General features: G+C 42.5%; 24 protein-coding genes and 2 other annotated features. All 24 genes read right to left on the bottom strand.

Annotated elements, in window-relative coordinates; genetic code table 11:
* Nucleotides 1-19 precede the first annotated feature (19 nt).
* A complete protein-coding gene (gene rpoB, locus ACXAF2_RS12550; RefSeq protein WP_148971235.1) occupies nt 20-3,577 on the bottom strand; it encodes a DNA-directed RNA polymerase subunit beta in 3,558 nt (1,185 codons plus the stop codon).
* Nucleotides 3,578-3,809: 232 nt separating this feature from the next.
* Nucleotides 3,810-4,418, bottom strand: a complete 609-nt coding sequence (locus ACXAF2_RS12545; RefSeq protein ID WP_475139017.1) for a class I SAM-dependent methyltransferase — start codon at nt 4,416-4,418, stop codon at nt 3,810-3,812.
* 157 nt (nt 4,419-4,575) lie between these two features.
* A complete protein-coding gene (gene rplL / locus ACXAF2_RS12540; protein ID WP_148971233.1) occupies nt 4,576-4,935 on the bottom strand; it encodes a 50S ribosomal protein L7/L12 in 360 nt (119 codons plus the stop codon).
* 57 nt (nt 4,936-4,992) lie between these two features.
* Nucleotides 4,993-5,493: a 50S ribosomal protein L10 gene (gene rplJ / locus ACXAF2_RS12535; RefSeq protein ID WP_148971232.1), complete on the bottom strand. Its 501-nt coding sequence runs from the start codon at nt 5,491-5,493 to the stop codon at nt 4,993-4,995.
* A 42-nt stretch (nt 5,494-5,535) separates the two neighbouring features.
* Nucleotides 5,536-5,680: a sequence feature (ribosomal protein L10 leader region), on the bottom strand.
* 51 nt (nt 5,681-5,731) lie between these two features.
* A complete protein-coding gene (gene rplA / locus ACXAF2_RS12530) occupies nt 5,732-6,478 on the bottom strand; it encodes a 50S ribosomal protein L1 (RefSeq protein ID WP_282139298.1) in 747 nt (248 codons plus the stop codon).
* A 74-nt stretch (nt 6,479-6,552) separates the two neighbouring features.
* Complete coding sequence (gene rplK / locus ACXAF2_RS12525) at nt 6,553-6,978, bottom strand: 50S ribosomal protein L11 (protein WP_032085258.1); 426 nt, start codon at nt 6,976-6,978, stop codon at nt 6,553-6,555.
* Nucleotides 6,979-7,153: 175 nt separating this feature from the next.
* Nucleotides 7,154-7,687 (bottom strand): transcription termination/antitermination protein NusG, encoded by a 534-nt coding sequence (gene nusG / locus ACXAF2_RS12520; protein ID WP_098353402.1) that lies wholly within the window; start codon nt 7,685-7,687, stop codon nt 7,154-7,156.
* 169 nt (nt 7,688-7,856) lie between these two features.
* The gene (secE, locus tag ACXAF2_RS12515) at nt 7,857-8,036 is read right to left on the bottom strand and encodes a preprotein translocase subunit SecE (RefSeq protein ID WP_044340513.1); all 180 of its coding nucleotides are present in this window, start codon (nt 8,034-8,036) and stop codon (nt 7,857-7,859) included.
* A 48-nt stretch (nt 8,037-8,084) separates the two neighbouring features.
* Nucleotides 8,085-8,231: a 50S ribosomal protein L33 gene (gene rpmG, locus ACXAF2_RS12510; RefSeq protein WP_079534455.1), complete on the bottom strand. Its 147-nt coding sequence runs from the start codon at nt 8,229-8,231 to the stop codon at nt 8,085-8,087.
* Between the two features lie 72 nt (nt 8,232-8,303).
* Nucleotides 8,304-8,948, bottom strand: coding sequence for an RNA polymerase sporulation sigma factor SigH (gene sigH, locus ACXAF2_RS12505; RefSeq protein ID WP_374056919.1), 645 nt, complete (start codon nt 8,946-8,948; stop codon nt 8,304-8,306).
* A 77-nt stretch (nt 8,949-9,025) separates the two neighbouring features.
* Nucleotides 9,026-9,535 carry an NYN domain-containing protein gene (locus tag ACXAF2_RS12500; protein ID WP_475139014.1) on the bottom strand — a complete coding sequence of 170 codons (510 nt, stop codon included), beginning with the start codon at nt 9,533-9,535 and terminating at the stop codon, nt 9,026-9,028.
* A 6-nt stretch (nt 9,536-9,541) separates the two neighbouring features.
* Nucleotides 9,542-10,285, bottom strand: a complete 744-nt coding sequence (rlmB, locus tag ACXAF2_RS12495) for a 23S rRNA (guanosine(2251)-2'-O)-methyltransferase RlmB (RefSeq protein WP_475139013.1) — start codon at nt 10,283-10,285, stop codon at nt 9,542-9,544.
* Nucleotides 10,286-10,287: 2 nt separating this feature from the next.
* The gene (locus ACXAF2_RS12490; RefSeq protein ID WP_475139011.1) at nt 10,288-10,707 is read right to left on the bottom strand and encodes a Mini-ribonuclease 3; all 420 of its coding nucleotides are present in this window, start codon (nt 10,705-10,707) and stop codon (nt 10,288-10,290) included.
* Nucleotides 10,707-12,107: a cysteine--tRNA ligase gene (cysS, locus tag ACXAF2_RS12485; protein WP_475139010.1), complete on the bottom strand. Its 1,401-nt coding sequence runs from the start codon at nt 12,105-12,107 to the stop codon at nt 10,707-10,709. Before cysS ends, ACXAF2_RS12490 begins: the two co-directional genes overlap by 1 nt.
* On the bottom strand, nt 12,104-12,760 hold the full coding sequence (gene cysE / locus ACXAF2_RS12480; RefSeq protein WP_475139187.1) for a serine O-acetyltransferase: 657 nt from the start codon (nt 12,758-12,760) through the stop codon (nt 12,104-12,106). The genes cysS and cysE overlap by 4 nt, the downstream gene beginning before the upstream one ends.
* 102 nt (nt 12,761-12,862) lie before the next feature.
* Nucleotides 12,863-13,083: a binding site (T-box leader), on the bottom strand.
* A 43-nt stretch (nt 13,084-13,126) separates the two neighbouring features.
* Nucleotides 13,127-14,584: a glutamate--tRNA ligase gene (gene gltX, locus ACXAF2_RS12475; protein WP_475139008.1), complete on the bottom strand. Its 1,458-nt coding sequence runs from the start codon at nt 14,582-14,584 to the stop codon at nt 13,127-13,129.
* A gap of 87 nt (nt 14,585-14,671) precedes the next feature.
* Nucleotides 14,672-15,148 (bottom strand): 2-C-methyl-D-erythritol 2,4-cyclodiphosphate synthase, encoded by a 477-nt coding sequence (gene ispF / locus ACXAF2_RS12470; RefSeq protein WP_475139006.1) that lies wholly within the window; start codon nt 15,146-15,148, stop codon nt 14,672-14,674.
* On the bottom strand, nt 15,141-15,845 hold the full coding sequence (gene ispD, locus ACXAF2_RS12465) for a 2-C-methyl-D-erythritol 4-phosphate cytidylyltransferase (protein ID WP_475139004.1): 705 nt from the start codon (nt 15,843-15,845) through the stop codon (nt 15,141-15,143). The genes ispF and ispD overlap by 8 nt, the downstream gene beginning before the upstream one ends.
* A 76-nt stretch (nt 15,846-15,921) precedes the next feature.
* Entirely contained in the window at nt 15,922-17,013 is a 1,092-nt protein-coding gene (locus ACXAF2_RS12460) for a PIN/TRAM domain-containing protein (protein ID WP_475139002.1), read from the bottom strand.
* A gap of 214 nt (nt 17,014-17,227) precedes the next feature.
* Nucleotides 17,228-18,301 (bottom strand): DNA integrity scanning diadenylate cyclase DisA, encoded by a 1,074-nt coding sequence (disA, locus tag ACXAF2_RS12455; protein WP_475139000.1) that lies wholly within the window; start codon nt 18,299-18,301, stop codon nt 17,228-17,230.
* 3 nt (nt 18,302-18,304) lie between these two features.
* Nucleotides 18,305-19,681 (bottom strand): DNA repair protein RadA, encoded by a 1,377-nt coding sequence (radA, locus tag ACXAF2_RS12450; protein ID WP_475138998.1) that lies wholly within the window; start codon nt 19,679-19,681, stop codon nt 18,305-18,307.
* Between the two features lie 333 nt (nt 19,682-20,014).
* A complete protein-coding gene (clpC, locus tag ACXAF2_RS12445; RefSeq protein ID WP_475138996.1) occupies nt 20,015-22,462 on the bottom strand; it encodes an ATP-dependent protease ATP-binding subunit ClpC in 2,448 nt (815 codons plus the stop codon).
* Between the two features lies 1 nt (nt 22,463).
* Nucleotides 22,464-23,546: a protein arginine kinase gene (locus ACXAF2_RS12440; RefSeq protein WP_475138995.1), complete on the bottom strand. Its 1,083-nt coding sequence runs from the start codon at nt 23,544-23,546 to the stop codon at nt 22,464-22,466.
* Nucleotides 23,543-24,091 carry a UvrB/UvrC motif-containing protein gene (locus ACXAF2_RS12435; RefSeq protein WP_475138993.1) on the bottom strand — a complete coding sequence of 183 codons (549 nt, stop codon included), beginning with the start codon at nt 24,089-24,091 and terminating at the stop codon, nt 23,543-23,545. Before ACXAF2_RS12435 ends, ACXAF2_RS12440 begins: the two co-directional genes overlap by 4 nt.
* Nucleotides 24,092-24,104 lie beyond the last annotated feature (13 nt).

Below are 24,104 nucleotides of genomic sequence, written 5' to 3'. Positions count from 1 at the left end.
AACCCTAATTGCTCTAAATTTATTCTTTTGACCCTACTGTCTCGGATTCTTGTGCATTAGATTCAGAGATATTTAGCGTGTCTGCTTGTTGTACTTCTTCTTCATCCTCTAAGTCACGCATTTCAATTTCTTCTTCGTTACTAGAGAGGATCTTAACATCCATACCTAAACTTTGAAGCTCTTTGATCAGAACCTTGAAGGATTCCGGAACTCCCGGTTCAGGAACGTTTTCACCTTTGACAATGGCTTCGTATGTTTTCACACGACCCACAACATCATCAGACTTAACCGTCAGAATTTCTTGCAGAGTGTAAGCAGCACCATAAGCTTCAAGTGCCCATACCTCCATCTCACCGAAACGCTGTCCACCGAATTGAGCTTTACCACCCAACGGTTGCTGCGTAACAAGTGAATAAGGACCGGTTGAACGTGCGTGAAGTTTGTCATCGACCATGTGAGCAAGTTTGATCATATACATGATCCCAACTGATACACGGTTATCAAACGGTTCACCTGTTCTACCATCATAAAGAACGGTTTTCGCATCACGTGCCATACCGGCTTCTTCGATGGTTGCCCATACGTCTTCTTCACGCGCTCCATCAAATACCGGTGAAGCGACATGTACACCAAGATATCTTGCTGCCATACCTAAATGAAGTTCAAGCACCTGTCCGATATTCATACGTGATGGTACCCCTAATGGGTTCAACATGATATCGATCGGTGTACCGTCTGGCAAGAACGGCATGTCTTCTTCAGGAAGGATCCTTGAGATAACACCTTTGTTACCGTGACGACCAGCCATTTTGTCACCTTCAGAAATTTTACGCTTCTGAACGATGTATACACGTACAAGCTGGTTAACACCTGGTGGTAATTCATCGCCGTCTTCACGATTGAAGACTTTGACATCGAGGATAATTCCTCCCCCACCATGTGGTACACGAAGAGATGTATCCCGGACTTCACGGGCTTTCTCACCGAAGATTGCATGTAACAGGCGTTCTTCAGCAGTCAACTCCGTTACACCCTTAGGCGTTACTTTACCGACAAGTAAGTCGCCATCTTTCACTTCAGCACCGATGCGGATGATTCCACGCTCATCAAGATTGCGAAGTGCATCTTCACCAACGTTTGGAATATCACGAGTGATTTCTTCTGGTCCTAATTTCGTATCACGAGATTCAGACTCATATTCTTCAATATGAATGGAAGTATATACATCGTCTTTTACAAGACGTTCACTCATGATGATCGCATCTTCATAGTTGTAACCGTCCCAAGTCATGAATCCAACCATTACGTTGCGTCCTAAGGCGAGTTCTCCCTTTTCCATTGAAGGACCATCAGCAAGGATTTCTCCTTTAACTACGCGGTCACCTTCACTTACGATCGGACGCTGATTGTAACATGTACCCTGGTTAGAACGGATGAATTTTTGCATACGATATTTATCGAGGTCACCTTTTACTTCTTGACCGTCGATTTCTTTCACACGACGTACCCAAACTTGTTTCGCTTCAACCTTTTCAACAATACCTTCATATTTACAAATCACAGCTGCACCAGAGTCTTTCGCAGATACGTGTTCCATACCCGTTCCGACGATCGGTGATTCCGGATTCATTAAAGGCACTGCTTGACGCTGCATGTTCGCTCCCATAAGAGCACGGTTAGAGTCATCGTTTTCCAAGAAAGGAATACATGCTGTCGCAGCTGATACTACTTGTTTAGGAGATACATCCATGTAGTCCAGGCGTTCACGTTTGATAACCGTGTTTTCACCACGGAAACGAGCGATGACTTCTTCATCAAGGAATGCTCCGTCATCACCAAGACGCGCGTTTGCTTGTGCCACTACATAGTTATCTTCTTCGTCTGCCGTCAAGTAATCGATGCGATCGGTTACTTTCCCTGAATCAGGGTCAACACGACGATACGGCGTTTCGATAAAGCCGAATTTATTCACTTTCGCAAATGAAGAAAGTGAGTTGATCAGTCCGATGTTTGGTCCCTCAGGCGTTTCAATCGGACACATACGACCATAGTGGGAGTAATGTACGTCACGCACTTCGAAACCTGCGCGCTCACGCGTTAAACCACCAGGTCCTAAAGCAGAAAGACGACGTTTGTGCGTTAATTCTGCAAGAGGATTCGTTTGATCCATAAATTGAGACAATTGAGAGCTTCCAAAGAACTCTTTGATTGATGCGATTACCGGACGGATGTTGATCAGTTGCTGAGGTGTGATCGTGTTCGTGTCCTGAATGGACATTCTTTCACGAACTACACGCTCCATACGTGATAAACCGATACGGAATTGGTTTTGAAGCAATTCACCTACCGAACGTAAACGACGGTTACCTAAATGGTCAATATCATCCGTTAGTCCTACTCCATGTAATAAATTAAAGAAGTAAGAAATAGAAGAAATGATATCTGCAGGTGTAATGTACTTGACCTCTTCTTCAACATACGCATTGCTGATGACATTAATCTCAAATTCTCCCTCTTCGTTAGGAGAATAGATTTTGATAGATTGAAGAACGACGTCTTCTTCTAACACGCCACCGGACTGTTGGTAGTTTTTAAACCCGATGCCATTTTCTAAATAAGGAATAACCTTATCCAGAGCGCGACGATCAAGAACCGTGCCTTTCTCCGCCAGAATCTCACCCGTTTCCGGATCTGCTAGAGTTTCTGCTAGAGTTTGACCGAATAAACGGTTCTTAATGTGAAGCTTTTTGTTCATTTTGTAACGTCCAACGTTTGCTAAGTCATAACGCTTAGGATCAAAGAAACGAGAAACGAGTAAACTTTTAGCATTTTCTACTGTAGGAGGCTCTCCTGGACGCAGACGCTCGTAAATCTCGAGCAATGCTTTGTCGATACCTTCCGTGTTGTCTTTCTCGAGCGTGTTACGAATGTACTCATTATCACCGATCAAATCGATGATTTCTTGATCAGAGCCAAACCCAAGGGCACGTAAAAGAACCGTTACCGGTAGTTTGCGAGTTCGATCAATTCGCACATATACAACATCTTTCGCATCTGTTTCATACTCAAGCCAAGCTCCGCGGTTTGGTATAACGGTAGCAGTAAACCCTTTCTTTCCGTTCTTATCTACTTTTCCGCTAAAGTAAACACTAGGTGAACGTACTAGCTGAGATACGATAACGCGCTCAGCACCATTAATGACAAAAGTACCTGTGTCTGTCATTAATGGGAAGTCACCCATAAATACGTCTTGATCTTTCACTTCTCCTGTTTCCTTGTTCACAAGACGGACTTTCACTCTAAGCGGTGCAGAGTAAGTAACATCTCTTTCCTTTGATTCTTCCACCGAGTACTTTGGCTCTCCCAGACTATAGTCAATAAATTCCAAAGAGAGATTACCAGTGAAGTCCTCAATCGGAGAAATGTCACGGAACATTTCTCTTAACCCCTCATCAAGAAACCATTGATACGAGGAAGTTTGAATTTCGATTAAATTCGGTAATTCTAAAACTTCACTGATACGCGCAAAACTTCTGCGTTGGCGGTGTCGTCCATACTGAACTAGTTGACCTGTCAACTGATTCACCCCTCAAATCAAGCGTTTTGGTTGTGTCTATATGCCTTCAAGTAGGAATGCTACTCTACACAAGACAAAAAGAAAAAGGGTTTTAATGATAAAACCTCATTTTCATATGACGAACTATTATTTTATAATCTTTTCCAATTTATCCAATATGTATACATATGGACATAATACCGGAAAATAATATTTTTGCATTTTATAATGTTATCATAGCAGTAAAGCTACGTCAACGGATTTCTTTTACCGATTTCAAGATGTAGTATCCCTTTTTTCTAGCGACAATTTCTACATTTGAAAACAATTCTTCCATTTTATCCATGGCAGATGGAGCACCTTGTTTCTTCTGAATAACGACCCACAATTCACCATTTTCCGTCAGGTAGTCATAACTAGCTTCAAGAATCGAATGAACCGTGTCTTTCCCTGCTCTTATCGGCGGGTTCGTTAATATGGCCGCAAACCCAGCTTCAACGACATTCGCATATCGGTCACTTTGATAGATGCTCACGTTTTGAACTTTATTCTCTCTAGCATTTTCTTTCGCTAAAGACAGCGCTCTTTCATTTACATCAATCATATGAACCATACGATCATCATTTTCTTTCGCTAAAGACAGACCGATCGGACCATACCCGCAACCGACATCCAGTAACGGACCCGTTACGCCAGGTAATTCAAACGTTTCAATCAAAGCTCTTGAACCAAAGTCAACTTCCTTCTTAGAGAAAACACCTTGATCCGTTTTGAAACGGAATGTATGTCCTCTCAACTCAAAGGTGATCGTTTGGGGGTTACTCTCTACATCAGGGTTATGAGAATAATAGTGATTGGTCATTATATCATCTCCATCCATTCTTACATATCGTCTAGTAATCATCATTCCCAACGAAACTGAAGATAACCGGCGATAGATATCCATGTTTACTATTCTGTTAGAAGCCAGACAAGAAAAAAGCCCGCCAAATATAGCGAGCTTTTCATCTATACAATCATTACTTAACTTCTACGCCAGCTCCAACTTCTTCAAGTTTAGCTTTAAGTTCTTCAGCTTCCTCTTTAGAGATACCTTCTTTAAGAGCTTTTGGAGTGTTATCAACAACTTCTTTCGCTTCTTTAAGGCCAAGACCTGTGATTTCACGAACAACTTTGATAACTTTGATTTTTTGAGATCCAGCGCTCTCAAGGATTACGTCGAATTCAGTTTTTTCTGCAGCAGCTTCTCCGCCACCAGCAGCTACAGCTACAGGTGCAGCAGCAGTTACTCCGAATTCTTCTTCGATTGCTTTAACTAGATCATTTAATTCAAGAACTGACATTTCTTTAATCGCGTCAATGATTTGCTCTTTACTCATTTTAAATTTCCTCCTTGTAATGTGTGCTTAATTTTTATTTAAACGACTTGCTTTAACTTACGCGCCTTGCTCTTCTTTTTGATCTGCAACGGCTTTTGTTGCCAATGCGAAGTTGCGCATTGGTGCTTGAAGCACGCTGAGTAGCATAGAAAGAAGTCCTTCGCGGCTTGGAAGTTCAGCGATTGCTTTAACATCCTCAACTGAAGTGATTGTTCCTTCGATGACACCCGCTTTGATTTCAAGCGCTTCGTGTTCTTTAGCAAAGCTGTTAAGAATCTTTGCAGGTGCAACTACTTCTTCACTGCTGAACGCGATTGCGTTAGGACCAGTTAGGAATTCGTTTAACCCTTCAAGACCAGCTTCTTCAGCCGCACGACGTACCATAGTGTTTTTGTACACTTTGAAGTCGATGCCAGCTTCACGGAGTTGTTTACGAAGCTCAGTTACTTCGGAAACATCAAGACCGCGGTAATCTACAACGATTGTAGATACGCTGTTTTTTAGCTTGTCAGAGATTTCTCCAACGATGTGTTTCTTTTGTTCTAGAATGCTGCTCATCATTACACCTCCTGTAGATTGACTGATGAACATTTATACCGTCATCCAATAAAAAATGCCCTTATATCAAGGTAGACATAAGGGCATTGCAAACACGCTATAAGCGGTTATTTTATCGCAATTACCTCGGCAGGGCATTAAGCTCTTAACGAGCACCTACTGTCTACGGTACAAATGTATTCGTTTTTTAACAACAGAACTAATTATAATCACTAGTCCCTAGTAAGTCAATACCAAATTATGCCTTAACTGCGAAAGATGAAGGATCGACTTTAACGCCAGGTCCCATAGTTGAAGTTACAGAAACGTTTTTCATGTAAGTTCCTTTTGCAGCAGCAGGTTTAACTTTAAGCATTGTTTCATACATTGTAGCAAAGTTTTCAACAAGCTTGTCGTTGTCGAATGAAATCTTTCCAACAGGAACGTGAACGTTACCTGATTTGTCAGCACGGTATTCAACTTTACCTGCTTTGATTTCATTAACAGCTTTCGTTACGTCGAATGTAACTGTTCCAGTTTTAGGGTTTGGCATTAAACCTTTAGGTCCTAATACACGACCAAGTTTACCAACTTCACCCATCATGTCCGGAGTTGCTACGATTACGTCGAACTCGAACCAACCTTGGTTGATTTTGTTGATAAGTTCTGCATCACCTACGAAATCAGCGCCAGCAGCTTCTGCTTCTTTTGCTTTATCGCCTTTAGCGAATACAAGAACCTTTTGAGTTTTACCAGTTCCGTGCGGAAGTACAACTGCTCCACGGATTTGCTGGTCGTTTTTACGAGTATCTACACCTAAGCGGAACGCTACTTCAATCGTTGCGTCAAACTTAGCGAAGTTTGTTTTCTTAACTAGTTCGATTGCTTCTTCAACTGAGTAAGCAGTAGTACGATCTACAAGCTTTTGAGCTTCAAGAAACTTTTTACCTTTTTTTGCCATTTTATATTTCCTCCTATATGTGGTTTTAGCGGAATAACCTCCCACGAAATAAGGTTGCGAGTGAAACGTACATTTCATCATCGCAACCTCGTTCAACAGGACCTTTAACGAAGCAGGGATTAGTCTTCGATGACGATACCCATGCTGCGCGCAGTTCCTTCTACCATGCGCATAGCTGATTCAACACTAGCTGCATTTAAGTCAGGCATTTTTGTTTCAGCAATTTCACGTACTTTGTCGCGTTTAAGTGTTGCCACTTTCTTGCTGTTTGGTTCGCCTGAACCAGACTCGATACCAGCTGCTTTTTTAAGTAAAACTGCAGCGGGTGGAGTTTTTGTGATGAATGTAAATGAACGGTCTTCAAATACCGTAATTTCAACAGGAATGATTAAGCCAGCTTGATCTGCTGTACGAGCATTGAATTCCTTACAGAATCCCATGATGTTAACACCTGCTTGACCTAGTGCAGGACCAACTGGTGGAGCTGGATTAGCTTTACCGGCAGGAATCTGCAATTTAACCATTTTGATAACTTTTTTAGCCACGAGACACACCTCCTTAAGTCCGTGATGTGGTTATTGGGTTTTTCACCCTCCCACTCATGTAAAAAATGTCTTTATCAACATAAAGAACGTCTATTAGTTTCAGTATCTCTTTGTGGAGACGCACTGACTTATGAAATAGTACCATTTTTTCAGAATGATTTCAAGTTCTTTTCCATTATAATTTATCAATTTGGGAGAAATCCAGTTCTACCGGGGTATCTCTGCCAAACATATTAACATGGACTTTCACTTTTGCTTTCGCATTATCGATCTCTTCGATCGAACCAGTGAAGTTTGCAAACGGACCTTCGTTTACTTTTACTGTTTCTCCTAATTCGAAGTCGATCTCTACCTTTTTCTCTGTCATGCCCATTTGCTTCAGAAGATTCGTTACTTCTTCCGGCAGTAACGGAGTAGGCTTTGATCCGGATCCGGATGAACCGACAAATCCGGTAACTCCAGGTGTATTACGCACAACATACCAGGAATCATCCGTCATGACGATTTCAACAATCACGTAACCAGGGAATACTTTCTTCTTAACGACTTTCTTCTTACCGTTCTTAAAATCTGTTTCTTCTTCTTCAGGTACGATCACGCGGAAGATTTTGTCTTGCATCCCCATCGTTTCGACACGTTTCTCAAGGTTGGCTTTAACCTTATTCTCGTATCCTGAATAAGTATGAACTACATACCAATTCTTCTCCATTTAATAGGACTAAACGTCCGTCCCTCCTCGCTATTTAAGAATACTCTTTCGCCTTTTTCTCCAAATGAAAAAACCCGTAAAAAGATAACGGGCTCTAAGGTCATGTACTCTATTAACATTCATTATACCATGATTTTACGGTATATATACAACTAATTCTATGTTTCTCTTACTTAGAACCAATGATCAATCGCATAAGTTCTGAGATGCCCAGGTCAATGACAGCAAAGAAAAGGGCAACAAATACCACTGTTGTAATAACGGTAATCGTGTAGCGTGTTAACTCTTTACGTTTAGGCCAGCTGACCTTTCTCATTTCTGATGCAACATTGCGAAAGAATTTAAACATCCGTTTGTAACCTCCAACTAATATCAATACGCAAGACTTGGTGCTCCACTATTTCGTTTCTTTGTGTAGGGTGTGAGCATTACATGTATTACAGAATTTCTTTAATTCTAATCGAACTGCTTGATTACGATTACCCGGCACACTATAATTTCTGGAACCACACACCGTACAAGCAAGTATTAATTTAGTAGTCATATATTCCACCTAAACTATCCATAGTAAGTCCTATCAAAAATAACACGACCACCAATTTGTGTCAATATGACTTTACATCGTTATTTCGCGAACTTCCAAGTATCGTTCGAGCTTTCTCTTCACTCGCTGCAAGGCATTGTCGATGGATTTCACATGGCGGTTCAGTTCTTCAGAAATCTCCTGATAGGATTGCCCGTCTAAATAAAGAGCCAGGACTTTCCTCTCAAGATCACTCAATAACTGAGCCATCTTGTCTTCCATATTATCGAATTCTTCACGATTGATAATTAGCGCTTCCGGATCCATTACTTTCGCACCTGAAATAACATCTAAGAGCGTTCGGTCTGACTCGTCATCATAAATGGGCTTATCCAATGAAACATACGAATTCAGCGGTATATGTTTCTGTCTCGTGGCTGTCTTAATGGCTGTTATGATTTGTCTGGTGATACAAAGTTCTGCAAACGCTTTAAAAGAGGTCAGCTTGTCCTCCTTATAATCACGGATCGCTTTGTATAATCCAATCATACCCTCCTGGACGATATCTTCCTTATCTGCTCCAATTAAGAAATACGAGCGGGCTTTCGCTCTAACGAAATTACGATATTTCCTGATTAAAAAATCTAACGCTTCGCTGTGACCCTGATGGACGGCTTCTATTATCTCTTCATCATCCATGCCTTCTAATCGATTATCAAATGCTTCTGTCCTGGTGATATTGCTCACACACATCCCCCCGCGCAAAACAATAGATAGAAATATTATACATTACAGAAAATTCAATCGTCAACCTCTCATTGTTCCCCACGGCGCCATTTTTCGAAAATTTCAGCAACTTCTTCTGATAATTGGATCTTGGAAGCCGGCCTTTTATCACTTGAATTCCGTACTTTTCTTTCGATCTTTTTTTCGATGACTTTCACTTCCGTCAGAAGCTCCCTTGCTGATTTACGGAGGGCTCCCTGGCCAAAGATCGCCCATTGCTCCGTAAAATCAGAAGTCGCTACATGAATTTGAGTTTTGATATTACTTAACTCAATGGCTAATTTTTCAATTCGTTCGTCCGCTGTTTCATTTTCTTTCGTGAAAATGACTTCTACCTTATAATTTCTATATTTACGGGCAATTCCCTGAACGTAATAAGCATCAAACACGACAATGACCCGGTAGCCGGTATATCCTTGATATTCTGCCATTAGTTCTACAAGCCGATCTCTCGCTGCCGCCAAATCCTTATGTTTCAACTCATTCAGCTCTGACCAGGCACCGATTATGTTATAGCCGTCCACAAGGAGAATATCCATGTCTCTCTATTCTCCCAACGGGTGGCGTTTACGATAGACCTCATACATTAAAATACTAGCTGCCACCGAAGCGTTTAATGATGTTACATGACCGACCATTGGCAACTGAACAAGGAAATCACATTTATCTCTGAGTATTCGACTCATCCCTTTACCTTCACTACCGATAATTAAGCCGATAGGCAACGTACCATCAAACTGGCGGAAATCCTGCTTTCCTTTGGCATCCGTTCCCGCTACCCATACACCACGTTCTTTCAGTTCATCAACCGCTCTAGACAAGTTGGTCACACGTGCAACCGGAATGTGCTCAATAGCACCCGTGGATGCTTTCGCTACCGTTGACGTAAGCCCCACTGCTCTTCTTTTCGGGATGATGATTCCATGGGCACCTGCAGCATCCGCTGTTCTCATGATCGAACCCAGGTTATGAGGATCCTCTAATTCATCCAGGATCAGAATGAATGGATCTTCCTCTTTTTGTTCGGCCCTATGAAACAAATCATCGATTTCCGCATACTGATAAGCAGCTACAGAGGCCACGACCCCTTGGTGATTTTCCGCTACCATTTGTTCTATCTTCTTCTTCGGGACGTATTGAACCATCACATTCGATTCCTTGGCAAGTCCAACAATTTGCTGGATGGAGCCTTTCTGAGACCCTTCTGCAATCCAAATCTTATTGATATCCCTTCCTGACTTCAATGCTTCCATAACCGGATTTCTTCCTCCGATAAAATCTTTACTCATTTCTACTCCTCCTTTCCTGCCTGGGCTTGTTCAAATATCATCTTCAACAGTTCCTCTAATCGCTCTGTCCGATTAAGTAAAAACAAATATCCAATAAGTGCCTCAAAAGCAGTGCTGTGTTTATACGTTTGTACATCCGTGTTTTTTGGCGTTGTCCCGGATTTCGCATTCCGGCCGCGCTTGACAATCGAAATCTCTTCTTCCGTTAAGACGTCCTGATCGAACAACGTTCTGAGAATACCCGCTTGAGCTTTAGCAGACACATACTTCGTCGCCGCTCTGTGCAGCTGATTCGGTTTGATTTTTCCTTTTGTTAAGAGGAGCTGCCGTACATACGTTTCATATACAGCATCCCCCATATAAGCCAGTGCAAGTGCATTAATTTGTTTCGCATCGATTTGTTCATTTATCTCGTGAAGCATTAAGACCCTCTTTTCCAGCGAATGCCTTGAGGAGTATCTTCCAAGATGATATTCATCTCTTTTAATGTGTCACGAATTTCATCTGCTAATTGGAAGTTCCGCTCTTTACGTGCCTGAACGCGTTTCTCGATCAGTTCTTCCACTTCTTCGTCCAGCAGTTCTGCTTCCTGAAGGCTTAGCCCCAGGACAGAGAAGAAATCTTCGAATTGGCTCAAGAACGCATCAATCACTTCTGTAGCTGTATTCTTCTCCATCAAATAATAATTGGCCTGCCTGGATAATTCGAATATAACTGAGATTCCGTTGGCGGTGTTAAAATCATCATCCATTTCAGAGATGAACTGTGCTTTCAACTCAGCGATTTTGTCCAGCCATTCCCGGTTGTTATCCGTTAAGTCTGTACTCGATTCCTTACGATGCTTCAAGTTCTCATAAGCTGTCTTAATTCTATCTAAAGCGGACTCTGCATTTTGAAGAAGCTCTAAATTGTAGTTGATAGGATGACGGTAATGAACAGATAGCATAAAGAAACGAAGGACTTGTGGATCCTGTTCTTTAATGATGTCATGAACCAATACAAAATTCCCCAGTGATTTAGACATTTTCTCATTATCAATATTAATATATCCATTGTGCATCCAATACTTAGCGAATGGCTTACCTGTAAGTGCTTCTGATTGCGCGATTTCATTCTCGTGATGAGGGAAGGTTAAATCCTGGCCCCCGGCGTGAATATCGATGGTATCCCCCAAGTAGCGCTTTGCCATGGCAGAGCACTCAATATGCCAGCCGGGACGGCCTTCACCCCAAGGGCTTTCCCAAGAAATTTCCCCTTCTTTCGCTGCTTTCCATAATACGAAATCAAGAGCATCTTCTTTTTTATCCCCTACATCTATGCGGGCACCTGCTTTAAGCTCATCGATCGGCTGATGAGAAAGCTTACCGTATCCATCAAACTTTCTTGTACGATAATAAACGTCGCCTTGTGATTCGTAAGCAAACCCTTTTTCAACAAGAGCAGAGATAAAATCAATGATGGTATCGATATTGTCTGTTACAGTCGGATGAACATCCGCTTTCTTGCATCCAAGTGCTCCGGTATCTTCAAAGTACGCCTGGATAAAGCGCTGGGCAACCGTCGGAACATCCACACCCAGCTCCTTTGCGGCCCGAATCAATTTATCATCCACATCTGTGAAGTTAGAGACAAAGTGAACATCAAAGCCTCTGTATTCCAAATAGCGTCTCACTGTATCAAAGACAATAGCAGGGCGAGCATTTCCTATATGAATATAGTTATAAACCGTCGGCCCGCACACATACATTTTGACTTTACCCTCTTCCAGGGGTTTGAATTCCTCTTTTTTTCTTGTCAATGTGTTATATAAACGAATCGTCAAAATGATCGACTCCTTCCTTCATATTCCCTTAATAATGATTTTACCTCGTTCAATTCCATTTCCAGTTGTTTCATACGATCATTCATCGGATCCGGTAGGTCACAGTGATTCAGATCCTTCTGTATCTTGACACCATCTTGAATGACGACCTTCCCCGGAATACCGACGACGGTGGAGTTTGGAGGAACATCTTTCAGCACGACCGATCCAGCCCCTACTTTAGAATTTTCCCCAACTACAATCGATCCTAATACTTTCGCTCCCGTGGCGATAAGGGCATTATCCTGAATCGTAGGATGCCGCTTCCCTTTTTCTTTGCCTGTTCCACCAAGGGTCACCCCTTGAAAGAGCGTAACATTATCTCCGATTTCACACGTTTCACCAATCACGACGCCCATCCCATGATCAATGAAGAATCGGCGACCGATCTTTGCCCCTGGGTGAATCTCAACCCCGGTAAAAAAGCGGCTTACCTGTGAAATAACGCGAGCAATAAAAAAGAATTTCCTTTTGAAAAAAGCATGGGCTACGCGGTGGGCCCATATGGCATGAAGACCCGAATACGTAAGGATGACCTCGAAATAATTCCTCGCAGCCGGATCCTGATCAAACACTACTTCTATATCTTCCTTAAATGACTTAAACATTCGGATCCCCTCTCTAAATAAAATTGGACAATAAAAGCGCAGGCGGCTTGACCTATGACCTCTAGCCACCGGGGCTGGACAATAAAAAAACGCCTCTGTCAATAAACTGACAGAGACGCTTAGGCAGCGCGGTTCCACTCTGATTGAGAAGAAAGTAACCTTCTCCAACTCGATTCCTGTTAACGGTAGGAAACCGCCTATACCTACTATATTTCAGTAACGGGCTCAGAGGTGCATTTCAGAATCGGAGGGGCTTAAACCACTTTCAGCCGGTGATGGTTCTCTCTACTAAGCATCCTTTTCTTACTTCTCCTCATCAACGCGATATCATTTAGTGTGATACTCTTACTATATTACATAACATCCAAAATGTTAACCTAAAAGACTTTGCAGACGATGTTTAACGGTATCTTTCCCTAAAAGCTCAATCGCATTTGGTAATTCAGGACCATGCGTCTGACCTGTTACCGCTACACGGATCGGCATAAACAGCTTCTTCCCTTTATGACCAGTCGACTTTTGCACCGCTTTGATAGACGATTTGATTTCAGCTGCTTCATATTTTTCAAGAGCTTCAATCTCGTTCAAGAAAGCCTGAAGTACTTCAGGGACCTGTTCCTCTTCCAACACCGCTTTCGCCTCTTCATCATATTCAAGATCTGTCTTGAAGAACATTTCAGACAACTCGACGATTTCTGCACCGAAACTCATTTGCTCCTGGTATAAAGAAATGATGCGACTTGCCCATTCACGCTGCTCGTCAGACATATTCCCATCCAGTTTACCCGCACTGATTAAGTGAGGAAGGGATAGCTCCACAACTTGACTTAAGTCAAGATTCTTCATGTACTGATTGTTCATCCATGTGAGCTTCTGATTATCAAACAGAGCAGAAGAAGTCGATAGACGCTCAGGGTCAAAGATTTCAATAAACTCTTCTTTAGAGAATAGCTCTTCTTCTCCTTTTGGAGACCAGCCCAGTAATGCAATGAAGTTGAATAAAGCTTCCGGTAAATAACCTAACGCTTCGTATTGCTCGATGAACTGAATGATACTTTCATCACGCTTACTTAGCTTTTTACGGCTTTCATTAACGATTAATGTCATATGTCCATAAACAGGTGCTTCCCATCCAAAAGCTTCAAATATCATCAATTGCTTTGGAGTATTGGAAATATGATCTTCCCCGCGTAGAACGTGTGATATCTTCATCAGATAATCATCTACTGCAACGGCAAAGTTATACGTTGGTGTACCGTCTTTTTTCGCAATGACAAAGTCACCGATGCCGTCTGATTCAAATGACACATCTTCTTTCACGATATCATTGAAAGTATATACTTTCCCTGCAGGCACACGGAAACGAATGCTCGGTTGACGCCCTTCTGCAGCTAATCTCTCATGATCTTCCTGTGTCAAGTTGCGGCATTTACCGGAATAGCGGGGCATTTGACCGGCTGCTGATTGAGCTTCACGCTCCGCTTCCAGCTCTTCTTCCGTACAGTAGCATTTATAAGCTTGACCGCTTTCTAATAGCTCACTTAAATACTGCTCATAAATATGATTACGCTCTGATTGGCGATAAGGGCCATAGTCACCAGGCTTATCTGTGCTTTCGTCCCAATCGATTCCAAGCCATTGAAGATATTTAAGCTGACTTTCTTCTCCGCCTTCAATATTACGTTTCTTATCCGTGTCTTCAATACGGATGATGAACTTTCCACCTACACTGCGGGCGTATAAGTAATTAAATAAAGCGGTTCTTGCATTCCCAATATGTAAATGGCCCGTTGGACTTGGGGCATAACGGACGCGTACTTCTTTTGTCATTTGATTTCCTCCTCTTTGTATTTCTGCATGAAAGTCTCTGACCTATTTTAACACCGTTATGAAAGGGAATAAAGCAGATTTCTCCCCTTACTTCTTTTTGACCAACACGGTTGTCTGCGCTGCGATCCCTTCGCCTCTCCCGGTAAAACCAAGCTGCTCAGAAGTTGTGGCTTTTACATTCACTTGCGTAATATCCGCTTCCAATAACGTTGCGATGCTTTGTCTCATGGCATCAATATAAGGAGCCATCTTCGGTTTCTGGGCAATGATCGTGCAATCGATATTCCCTAATTCATACCCTTGCTCTTTCACAAGAGCCCATACATGCTCTAGAAGCTTAGCTGAATCTGCATCCTTGAACTCTGGATCTGTGTCTGGAAAATGCTTGCCGATATCCCCTGCTGCAACAGCCCCCAAACACGCATCCGCTACAGCATGTAATAGTACATCCGCATCTGAATGACCTAATAAGCCTTTTTCGTAGGGTATCGTTATGCCTCCCATAATAAGGGGTCTCTCTTCTACTAATTGATGAACATCAAATCCTTGTCCGATCCTAAACATGGCTGTCTCCTCCACTCATTTCCTCTTGCTTCTTCAAAATGGCCTCAGCAAAATATAAGTCCTCAGGTGTTGTCAATTTAATATTGTCATAATCACTTTCCACGACAGCAACCTCAACATCCATTCGTTCCACCAGAGAAGCATCGTCTGTTCCGAGGAAACCATCTTGCTCTGCTTCCCCGTGCGCTCTTTTCAACAATGAAACACGAAAAGCTTGTGGAGTTTGAACCATCCACAAGCTTGAGCGTTCAATCGTTTCCTCGACTTCCCCATCCAGTACTTTTTTAATCGTATCTTTAACAGGAACAGCAGCAATGGCGGCTCCTGCTAAATGAGTTTTCTCTACTAATTGGTGAATCGTGGATTCTTTAATAAAAGGTCTTGCTCCGTCGTGTACAAGAACAATTTCATGATCAACCTCAAGCAATGCATTGTATACACTATGCTGTCTTTCCTCCCCGCCATCTACAAGCTTAACGACCTTTTTAATACCAAAACGGTCTAATAAACCTTTGAACTCATCTCGCTCCGATGGATGAATCGCTAAATAGATTCCCTGACAATGGGAGTCATGCTCAAAGACCCGAAGTGTATGAATAATGACTGGACAGCTATTCAGCTCGAGGAGCAGTTTGTTCTTGCCCGCTTTCATTCGTTTCCCTTGCCCTGCAGCAGGAATGACAACTTCATATTCCATACGATAACTCCTTTAACTCTAGACTATTACTATTCATTATACCTTACTGAATCAATAGAGTCAGGGCAATGATTACTTATAAAGCTTTTTCTAATTGTTTGGGCTTGGCAAAGATCATCCGGCCAGCAGAGGTTTGAAGAACAGATGTTACCAGTACATCGATGTATTTGCCGATATAATTGCGTCCTTCTTCTACAACGATCATCGTACCATCATCGAGGTACGCGATCCCTTGGTTATGTTCTTTCCCATCTTTGATGACCTGAACCTTCAATTCTTCTCCAGGTAATACAACAGGCTTAACGGCGTTAGCTAGATCATTGATATTCAGTACTTGTACACCTTGAAGATCGCACACTTTATTCAAGTTGAAATCATTCGTCACAACGATCCCATTCGTAAGCTTCGCTAACTTCACCAGCTTCGAATCAACTTCCTGAATTTCCTCGAAGTCACCTTCATAAATCTGAACCTCAACAGGTAACTCCTTTTGTATTCGATTCAGGATATCAAGCCCGCGTCGTCCACGGTTTCGTTTCAACACGTCTGAAGAATCCGCAATATGCTGAAGCTCTTCCAGCACAAACTGTGGAATCACGACAATTCCTTCTAAGAATCCGGTTTGACAGATATCTGCGATACGACCATCGATGATCACACTCGTATCCAGTATCTTCAGTGTCTTAACACCCGCTTCATCAGAATCTTCGTCAGTCCCTTTTTTCTTACCTCTATTTGCAGGACCAAACAGCCCGATCAGCTCATCCCTTTTCTTAAAGCCAACTTGAAATCCTAAATATCCAAGAAGCAACGTTAATAGAATCGGAACCACTGTGTTGACAATCGGAATCTCCATTTGATTGAAAGGAATCCCAAACAGATACGCAACAAATAGACCGATAATAAGTCCTAAACTCCCAAATAACAGATCCGTTACTGGAGCTTTTACTAAACTATCTTCAAACCACTTGACGAAATTGACGACATACTCGACTGCCCAAAACGTAAGAATATAAAAAATAATGGCACCAAATATAGCAGTCATATAAGGGTTATTAATTAAAGGAATGTCTGATAAATTTATGACGGTAAATAATTCGGGAAGCAGAAATATCCCCAGTGTTCCCCCGACGATAAGGAAGCACGCTTGAACGATTCTTTTTAACATTCCCTCACCTCCTCCTATTCATTATAAACAATTTGCTATTTTTGAAACGTCTTAGCCCTTGAAAATTTTAAATTTAATAATATGGAAACCATTTTGATATACTTATCCCATTTTACTAGCTTCCTTAAGTGAAGGCTAACATGTCTTATACCGACTGTCAATTTTTTGAAAATGCTTCCATTATACCATATATGGCAAATACAGGACCACATACCTATAACTGTCGATCAGCAAAGGTTTGTTCTTTGATCAGTTTTAACCCCTCTTTGATTTTCCGTGCCCTGACCTCTCCTATTCCTTCCACTTCATCCAAATCATCCACTGAAGCACTCACTACATGAGGGAGGGTTTCGAACCTGGTAATAAGGTTTTCGATGATCACAATCGGTAAACGTGGGATCTTATTCAACACGCGATATCCTCTTGGGTAGATGGCATCATCGTGATGAACATACCCATGATAGCCTAATAATTTTAATAGGACATTATCCTCTAATACCTCTGAATGTACAAGCTCCTGAAATTTATAGAGGAGTTCGAATGGCTTTATATTTCTTTCCTGGGAATAATCCCTTATAATGAGCATCGCCTCATCTTCAATATCTGCCAAAAGCTCATTCATCTGAAGGCGTATCAATCTTCCTTCAACACCCAGCTCGCTTAAATAGGTCAATAACTCGTTCTTAATCCTTAAAACCATTTCGAATCTGTGAAGAACTTGCAGTAAGTCGCTTTGTGTCACGAGCTCCTCAAACTCTAACACGGATAAATTAGAAATGCTCTGATCCAGAACCACCTTATACTTCTCCAAAGTTTGAATTGCCTGGTTAGCCTTCGTCAAGATGACGGAGATGTCCTTTAGTGCATATCGAAAGTTACCTTGATACAGGGTGATGACATTCCTCCGTTGAGAGATGGCAATGACAAGGGCATTGGTTTGTCTTGCAACCCGCTCAGCCGTACGGTGTCTCATTCCAGTTTCAGTGGAAGGAACGTACACATCGGGGGCCAACTGTGCATTGGCCAAAATAATCTTCGTACCCGCTTCATTCAGGATGATGGCCCCATCCATCTTGGCCAGCTCATATAGATAGCTAGGAGAAAAAGCGCAATTGATATGAAATCCGCCATCCAGTACAGATTTCACCTTATCATTGTAGCCGACAACAATGAGCCCGCCTGTATTGGCTCTCAGCACATTATCAATGCCATCCCTGATCGGGGCACCAGGAGCAACGAATTGTAAAATATCCGACATGGACTTCTCTCTTGCCTTCTCATCTTCCATTTCCTATCCTCCTAAAATAATAGCCAGTGCTTCATTTATATTTGATACTCCTGTGACTTCTATATCAGTAGGCGGCTGCCACCCACTTAAGTTATTTTGGGGAATAATCACACGTTTAAAACCTAATTTAGCCGCTTCCTGGACACGTTGCTCAATCCTCGAAACCCTTCTTATTTCACCTGTCAAACCAACTTCTCCAATGATACAGTCGTGGGCACTTGACGCTTTATCACGAAAGCTCGACGCAATACTCGCTGCAACGGCCAAATCAATCGCCGGTTCATCCAGTTTAACTCCACCTGCCACTTTCAGATAGGCATCCTGCTGCTGCAATAGCATTCCTGCCCGTTTCTCCAATACGGCCATGATGAGTGAAACACGGCTGTGATCAATCCCTGTCGCCATTCGTCGTGGGTTGTTGAAGCTGGTTGGAGTGACAAGGGCTTGTATCTCCACTAGCACAGGTCTTGTACCCTCCATGGAAGCAACGACCGTTGAGCCAGCCGCGCCTTGGGAGCGCTCCTCCAGGAATATCTCAGAAGGATTTGCGACTTCCTCCAGGCCAAGCTCTTTCATTTCAAAAATACCCATCTCATTCGTCGATCCAAAGCGGTTCTTCACAGCTCTTAAAATACGATACGAATGATGACGCTCCCCTTCAAAATACAGCACGGTATCAACCATATGCTCCAATAAACGCGGCCCTGCAATCGATCCTTCTTTTGTAACATGCCCTACAATAAAGATGGCGATGCCTTTAGTTTTCCCTATTCTCATTAATTCCGCTGTACATTCCCTTACCTGAGAAACACTGCCTGGAGCAGACGTCACTTCAGGGTGAAAAATCGTTTGAATCGAATCGATGATGACAAAATCAGGGGAAATCTGTTCGATCGTTTGATGAATCAATTCAAGATTTGTTTCTGCAAAAATATATAAATCATCGGATTTCACATGTAATCGATCTGCCCGAAGTTTTGTTTGCTTGATGGATTCTTCTCCGGATATATATAAAACCTTCTGCTTTTGATCAGCCAGCTGGGCAGAAACCTGTAGCAATAAGGTAGATTTACCAATTCCCGGATCTCCCCCGATCAATACGAGGGAACCCGGAACGACTCCCCCACCCAACACCCGATTCAGCTCTTTCGACTCGGTCAATACTCTTGGTTCTTGCTTTGTTTCGATTGAGATAAGCTTCTCTGCTTTAGTAGGTCCGCTATTTTCAGAATGCATAAACGACCCACGAGGCTTCTTCCCTGTCATCTCAACCTCTTCTACCATCGTGTTCCACTCGTTACACCCCGGACATTTCCCCATCCATTTAGCAGATTCATATCCACATGATGAACATACAAACTTTGTCTTTTTCTTTGCCAATCTCTTCTTCTCCTCTTTTACTCTATTTGTTCTTTTTACATTTCATGCCAATACCCATTTGGAATGATTGTATCGGTTTTATGTATTCGTTACAAGAAAAGCGCAGGTGGCTCGTTCAGAGGCGACAAGCATAAGACGAATCAACCGGAAAGGCGCTCTTTGCCTTTTTGGTTGATTTGTCTTATGACCTCGAGCCTCTAGCCACCGGAGCTAGACAATCAGAAAAGCGCAGGTGGCTTGCTCAGAGGCGACAAGGATCCCTCGTAAAGCCATATTATGATAAAAGAGGTACACGAAAAACATATACGTGTACCTCTTTTTCTACCGTTTGTATTAAGTAGGAGTGTTTGCTGCTTCTTCTTCTTTTACCTTCACAACAAACTCACTATCCTCTACATCGATAACAATATTCTGACCTGTCAGTACTTTTCCTCTTAACAGCTCTTCTGACAGTTTATCCTCTACATGTTTCTGAATGGCACGACGCAGTGGACGCGCACCGTATTCAGGATCGAATCCTTCATCTGCTATTTTTTCCTTAGCAGCAGCTGAAAGCTCTAAATGAATATCCTGTTCTTTCAAACGAGTTGTCAATTGGTTGGACATCAAGGTCACAATCTCTTTTAAGTGGTCTTTTTCAAGGGAATGGAACACAATGATCTCATCGATACGGTTAAGGAACTCTGGTCGGAACGCTCGTTTCAGCTCCTCCATTACCTTGCCTTTCATATCCTTGTAATCCTGTTTTCCATCCTGAATGTTGAACCCAACATATTTATTGCTCTTAAGGGACTGGGCACCAACGTTAGAAGTCATAATTAACACCGTGTTTCTAAAGTCTACCGTTCTTCCTTTAGAATCCGTCAAACGACCGTCTTCCAGGACTTGCAGAAGAATGTTAAATACATCAGGGTGTGCTTTTTCAATTTCATCCAACAGAACGACTGAATACGGTTTACGGCGAACTTTCTCCGTTAACTGACCGCCTTCTTCATACCCTACATACCCTGGAGGTGAACCTACTAAACGGGAAGTCGAATGTTTCTCCATGTACTCGGACATATCAATACGGATCATGGCATCCTCGTCACCGAACATAGATTCTGCCAGCGCACGGGCCAATTCTGTTTTCCCTACACCAGTCGGTCCTAAGAAGATGAAAGAACCAATCGGGCGCTTCGGATCTTTCAGGCCGGCTCTTGCACGACGGACGGCTTTTGATACTGCTACAACTGCTTCAGATTGACCGATGACTCTGGAATGTAGGATCTCTTCCAGCTTTAGTAATCGATCCGTCTCAGTCTGAGCAAGCTTCGATACCGGTACTCCCGTCCAGTTCGATACCACTTTCGCAATATCTTCAACCGTCACTTCTGTATTTTCCTGACCTTGCTTTTCTTTCCATGTGTTCTTCGTTTCTTCCAGCTCTTCACGAAGTTTTTGCTCTGAATCTCTTAGAGAAGCTGCCTTTTCAAACTCTTGGCTTTGAACCGCTGCATCCTTCTCTTTACGGATTTCTTCCAGCTTGGCTTCAAGCTCTTTCAAGTTTGGCGGCGTTGTATAAGAACGTAAGCGCACTTTAGAGCCGGCTTCATCAATTAAATCGATCGCCTTATCCGGTAAGAAGCGGTCTGAGATATAGCGATCAGAAAATTTCACTGCTGCATCAATCGCTTCATCTGTAATCGACACGCGGTGATGGGCTTCATAACGATCACGTAAACCTTTAAGAATCTGAATGGACTCTTCTGCCGTTGGTTCATTGACTTGGATTGGTTGGAAACGGCGCTCTAACGCAGCATCCTTTTCAATATATTTACGGTACTCATCTAATGTCGTTGCACCGATACACTGTAATTCACCGCGAGCAAGAGATGGTTTTAAGATGTTTGAGGCATCAATGGCACCTTCAGCCCCACCTGCTCCAATTAATGTATGAAGTTCATCGATGAACAGGATGATGTTACCTGCTTGACGGATTTCATCCATTACTTTCTTTAATCGATCCTCGAACTCACCACGATATTTCGTACCAGCTACCACTGTACCCATATCCAGTGTCATCACGCGTTTGTCCCGCAGGATCTCAGGAACCTCATTGGCAATGATCTGCTGTGCAAGACCCTCTGCAATCGCGGTCTTACCTACACCAGGCTCACCAATCAGGACCGGGTTATTCTTCGTACGTCGACTTAGCACTTCAATGACACGTTGAATTTCTTTGCTTCGTCCAATAACCGGATCTAAGCTTCCTTCACGGGCAATCGCCGTCAAGTCACGGGCTAAGCTATCAAGGGTAGGCGTATTGGCGTTTGCATTCCCACCGCCCTGGTGGTTACTTGAATCATTGCTGCCAAGTAACTGCAATACCTGCTGCCTTGCTTTATTTAAGCTGACTCCAAGATTACCAAGCACACGAGCGGCTACTCCTTCACCTTCACGAATCAAACCTAGTAAAATATGTTCCGTTCCTACATATGAGTGACCCAGTTTACGAGCCTCATCCATAGAAAGCTCAATCACTTTCTTCGCTCGGGGTGTATAATGGATCGTTTGAGATTTCTCGGTACCTTTTCCGATTAATCCTTCCACTTCTTTCTGAATCTTTTCAGGGCTCAGTCCCAACGCCGTAAGTGCTTTAGCGGCAATCCCTTCACCTTCGCGGACAAGTCCCAATAAAATATGTTCAGTACCAATATTACTGTGCGCCAGACGAATTGCTTCTTCTTGAGCTAATGCCAATACCTTTTGTGCTCTTTCTGTAAATCGACCAAACATCATATTATTTTTCCTCCTCACATGTATCTTTATCTAACTTAATTCGCTCCCGAATCAAAGAAGACCTTCTTATATCTCTTTCATTTGGTCTCAATGGACCTCCAGAATATTGTTGTAAAAATCCAGGTTGGGTTAAAATCATTAGTTCATTCAATATATTCTTAGATATAACTTTGATGTATCCTAAATCAATTCCAAGTCTGACATCCGATAAACACTTTGCTGCTTCCTTGGACTCGATAATTCTACTGTGCTCCAACACGCCAAGTGAACGAAAGATCCTATCCTCTAATTGTATGTTAGACGTTTTAACTAATGCGTCCCGTGCGGAGTGTTCTTTATCAATAATCTGCTTCACGACGCTCAATAAATCTTCCACAATATCTTCTTCTGATTTACCAAGTGTCGTTTGGTTCGAAATCTGAAAAATGTTCCCTAACGCCTCGCTGCCTTCTCCATAAATCCCTCTAACCACCAGACCTAATTGGTTAATGGCAGGAATGATCCGATTTAATTGCTGGGTCAGAACCAGACCAGGCAAGTGCATCATCACGGAAGCCCGAAGCCCAGTCCCCACATTAGTGGGACATGTCGTTAGATATCCATGTTTCTCATCAAAAGCAAAATCAAATTCACTTTCAAACCAATCATCAATCTGATTCGCTCTCTGTAAAGCTTCCTTCAATTGCAATCCTGGATATAAACACTGTATTCGAATGTGGTCCTCTTCGTTTACCATTATGCTAATATCTTCTTCACTGGATAGAAGGACAGCTCCATGATTCGTGTCCTCCGCTAAGTTAGGACTAATAAGGTGTTTCTCCATCAATACCCTCTTTTGGAGAGGCTGAATCTCACTTGTAGGTAAAAATTCCAATTCTCCTAAATTTTTTGGGTATAAAGAGAGCTTATCTTTCACGCGATCCACTATCTCTTTAGCTTCTTCAGATGAATATAAAGTGGAAAAACGAAAGTCCGTCATGTTTCTTGCGAGGCGGACCCGTGAACTAAGGACAATATCCGAATCCGGCCCTTCCTCATTCATCCAGGAGCTAACAGCATTTTGTAAAAACTTCTCCAGACTCATCCTTTATCTCCCCCCTCTTTATGAACATCCTTCTCCAGGGAGCGAATTTCGTCTCGTATCTCTGCTGCTTTTTCGAACTCTTCATCCGCAATCATCGTTTGCATATCCGATTTCAACTGCTGAATCTTCTTCTTGATGTGAATGGCTCCACCCATACGTTCCGGAACCTTCCCATGGTGCTCCACATTCCCACTATGAACGCGCTTTAATAGAGGAGTAAGTTCATCTTTAAACGTTTCATAACAATGGGCACAGCCGAAGCGTCCTACATTAATGAATTGCTGAAAAGTCATTTTACACTTTTCACACTGTAAAACCTCTGCCTTAGGAATTTCCGTTTCTTTTGCCTGCTTAAATGCAGGGGCTATATTAAGAAGACCTGCCAATAGATTGTTCACAGAGAACCCGGAAGACGAATCAAACATAAACATTTCACCCTTATCCTGAGCGCATTGTTCACATAAATGAACCTCTGTCTTTTCCCCATTTATCACCTTGGTAAAATGAAGGGTTGCAGGTCTTTCATTACACTCTTGACAAACCATCCTACTCACCTCT

This window comes from Rossellomorea sp. ABR4_004, from assembly GCF_056159585.1.
This window is presented reverse-complemented; position numbering and strand designations above follow the sequence as displayed.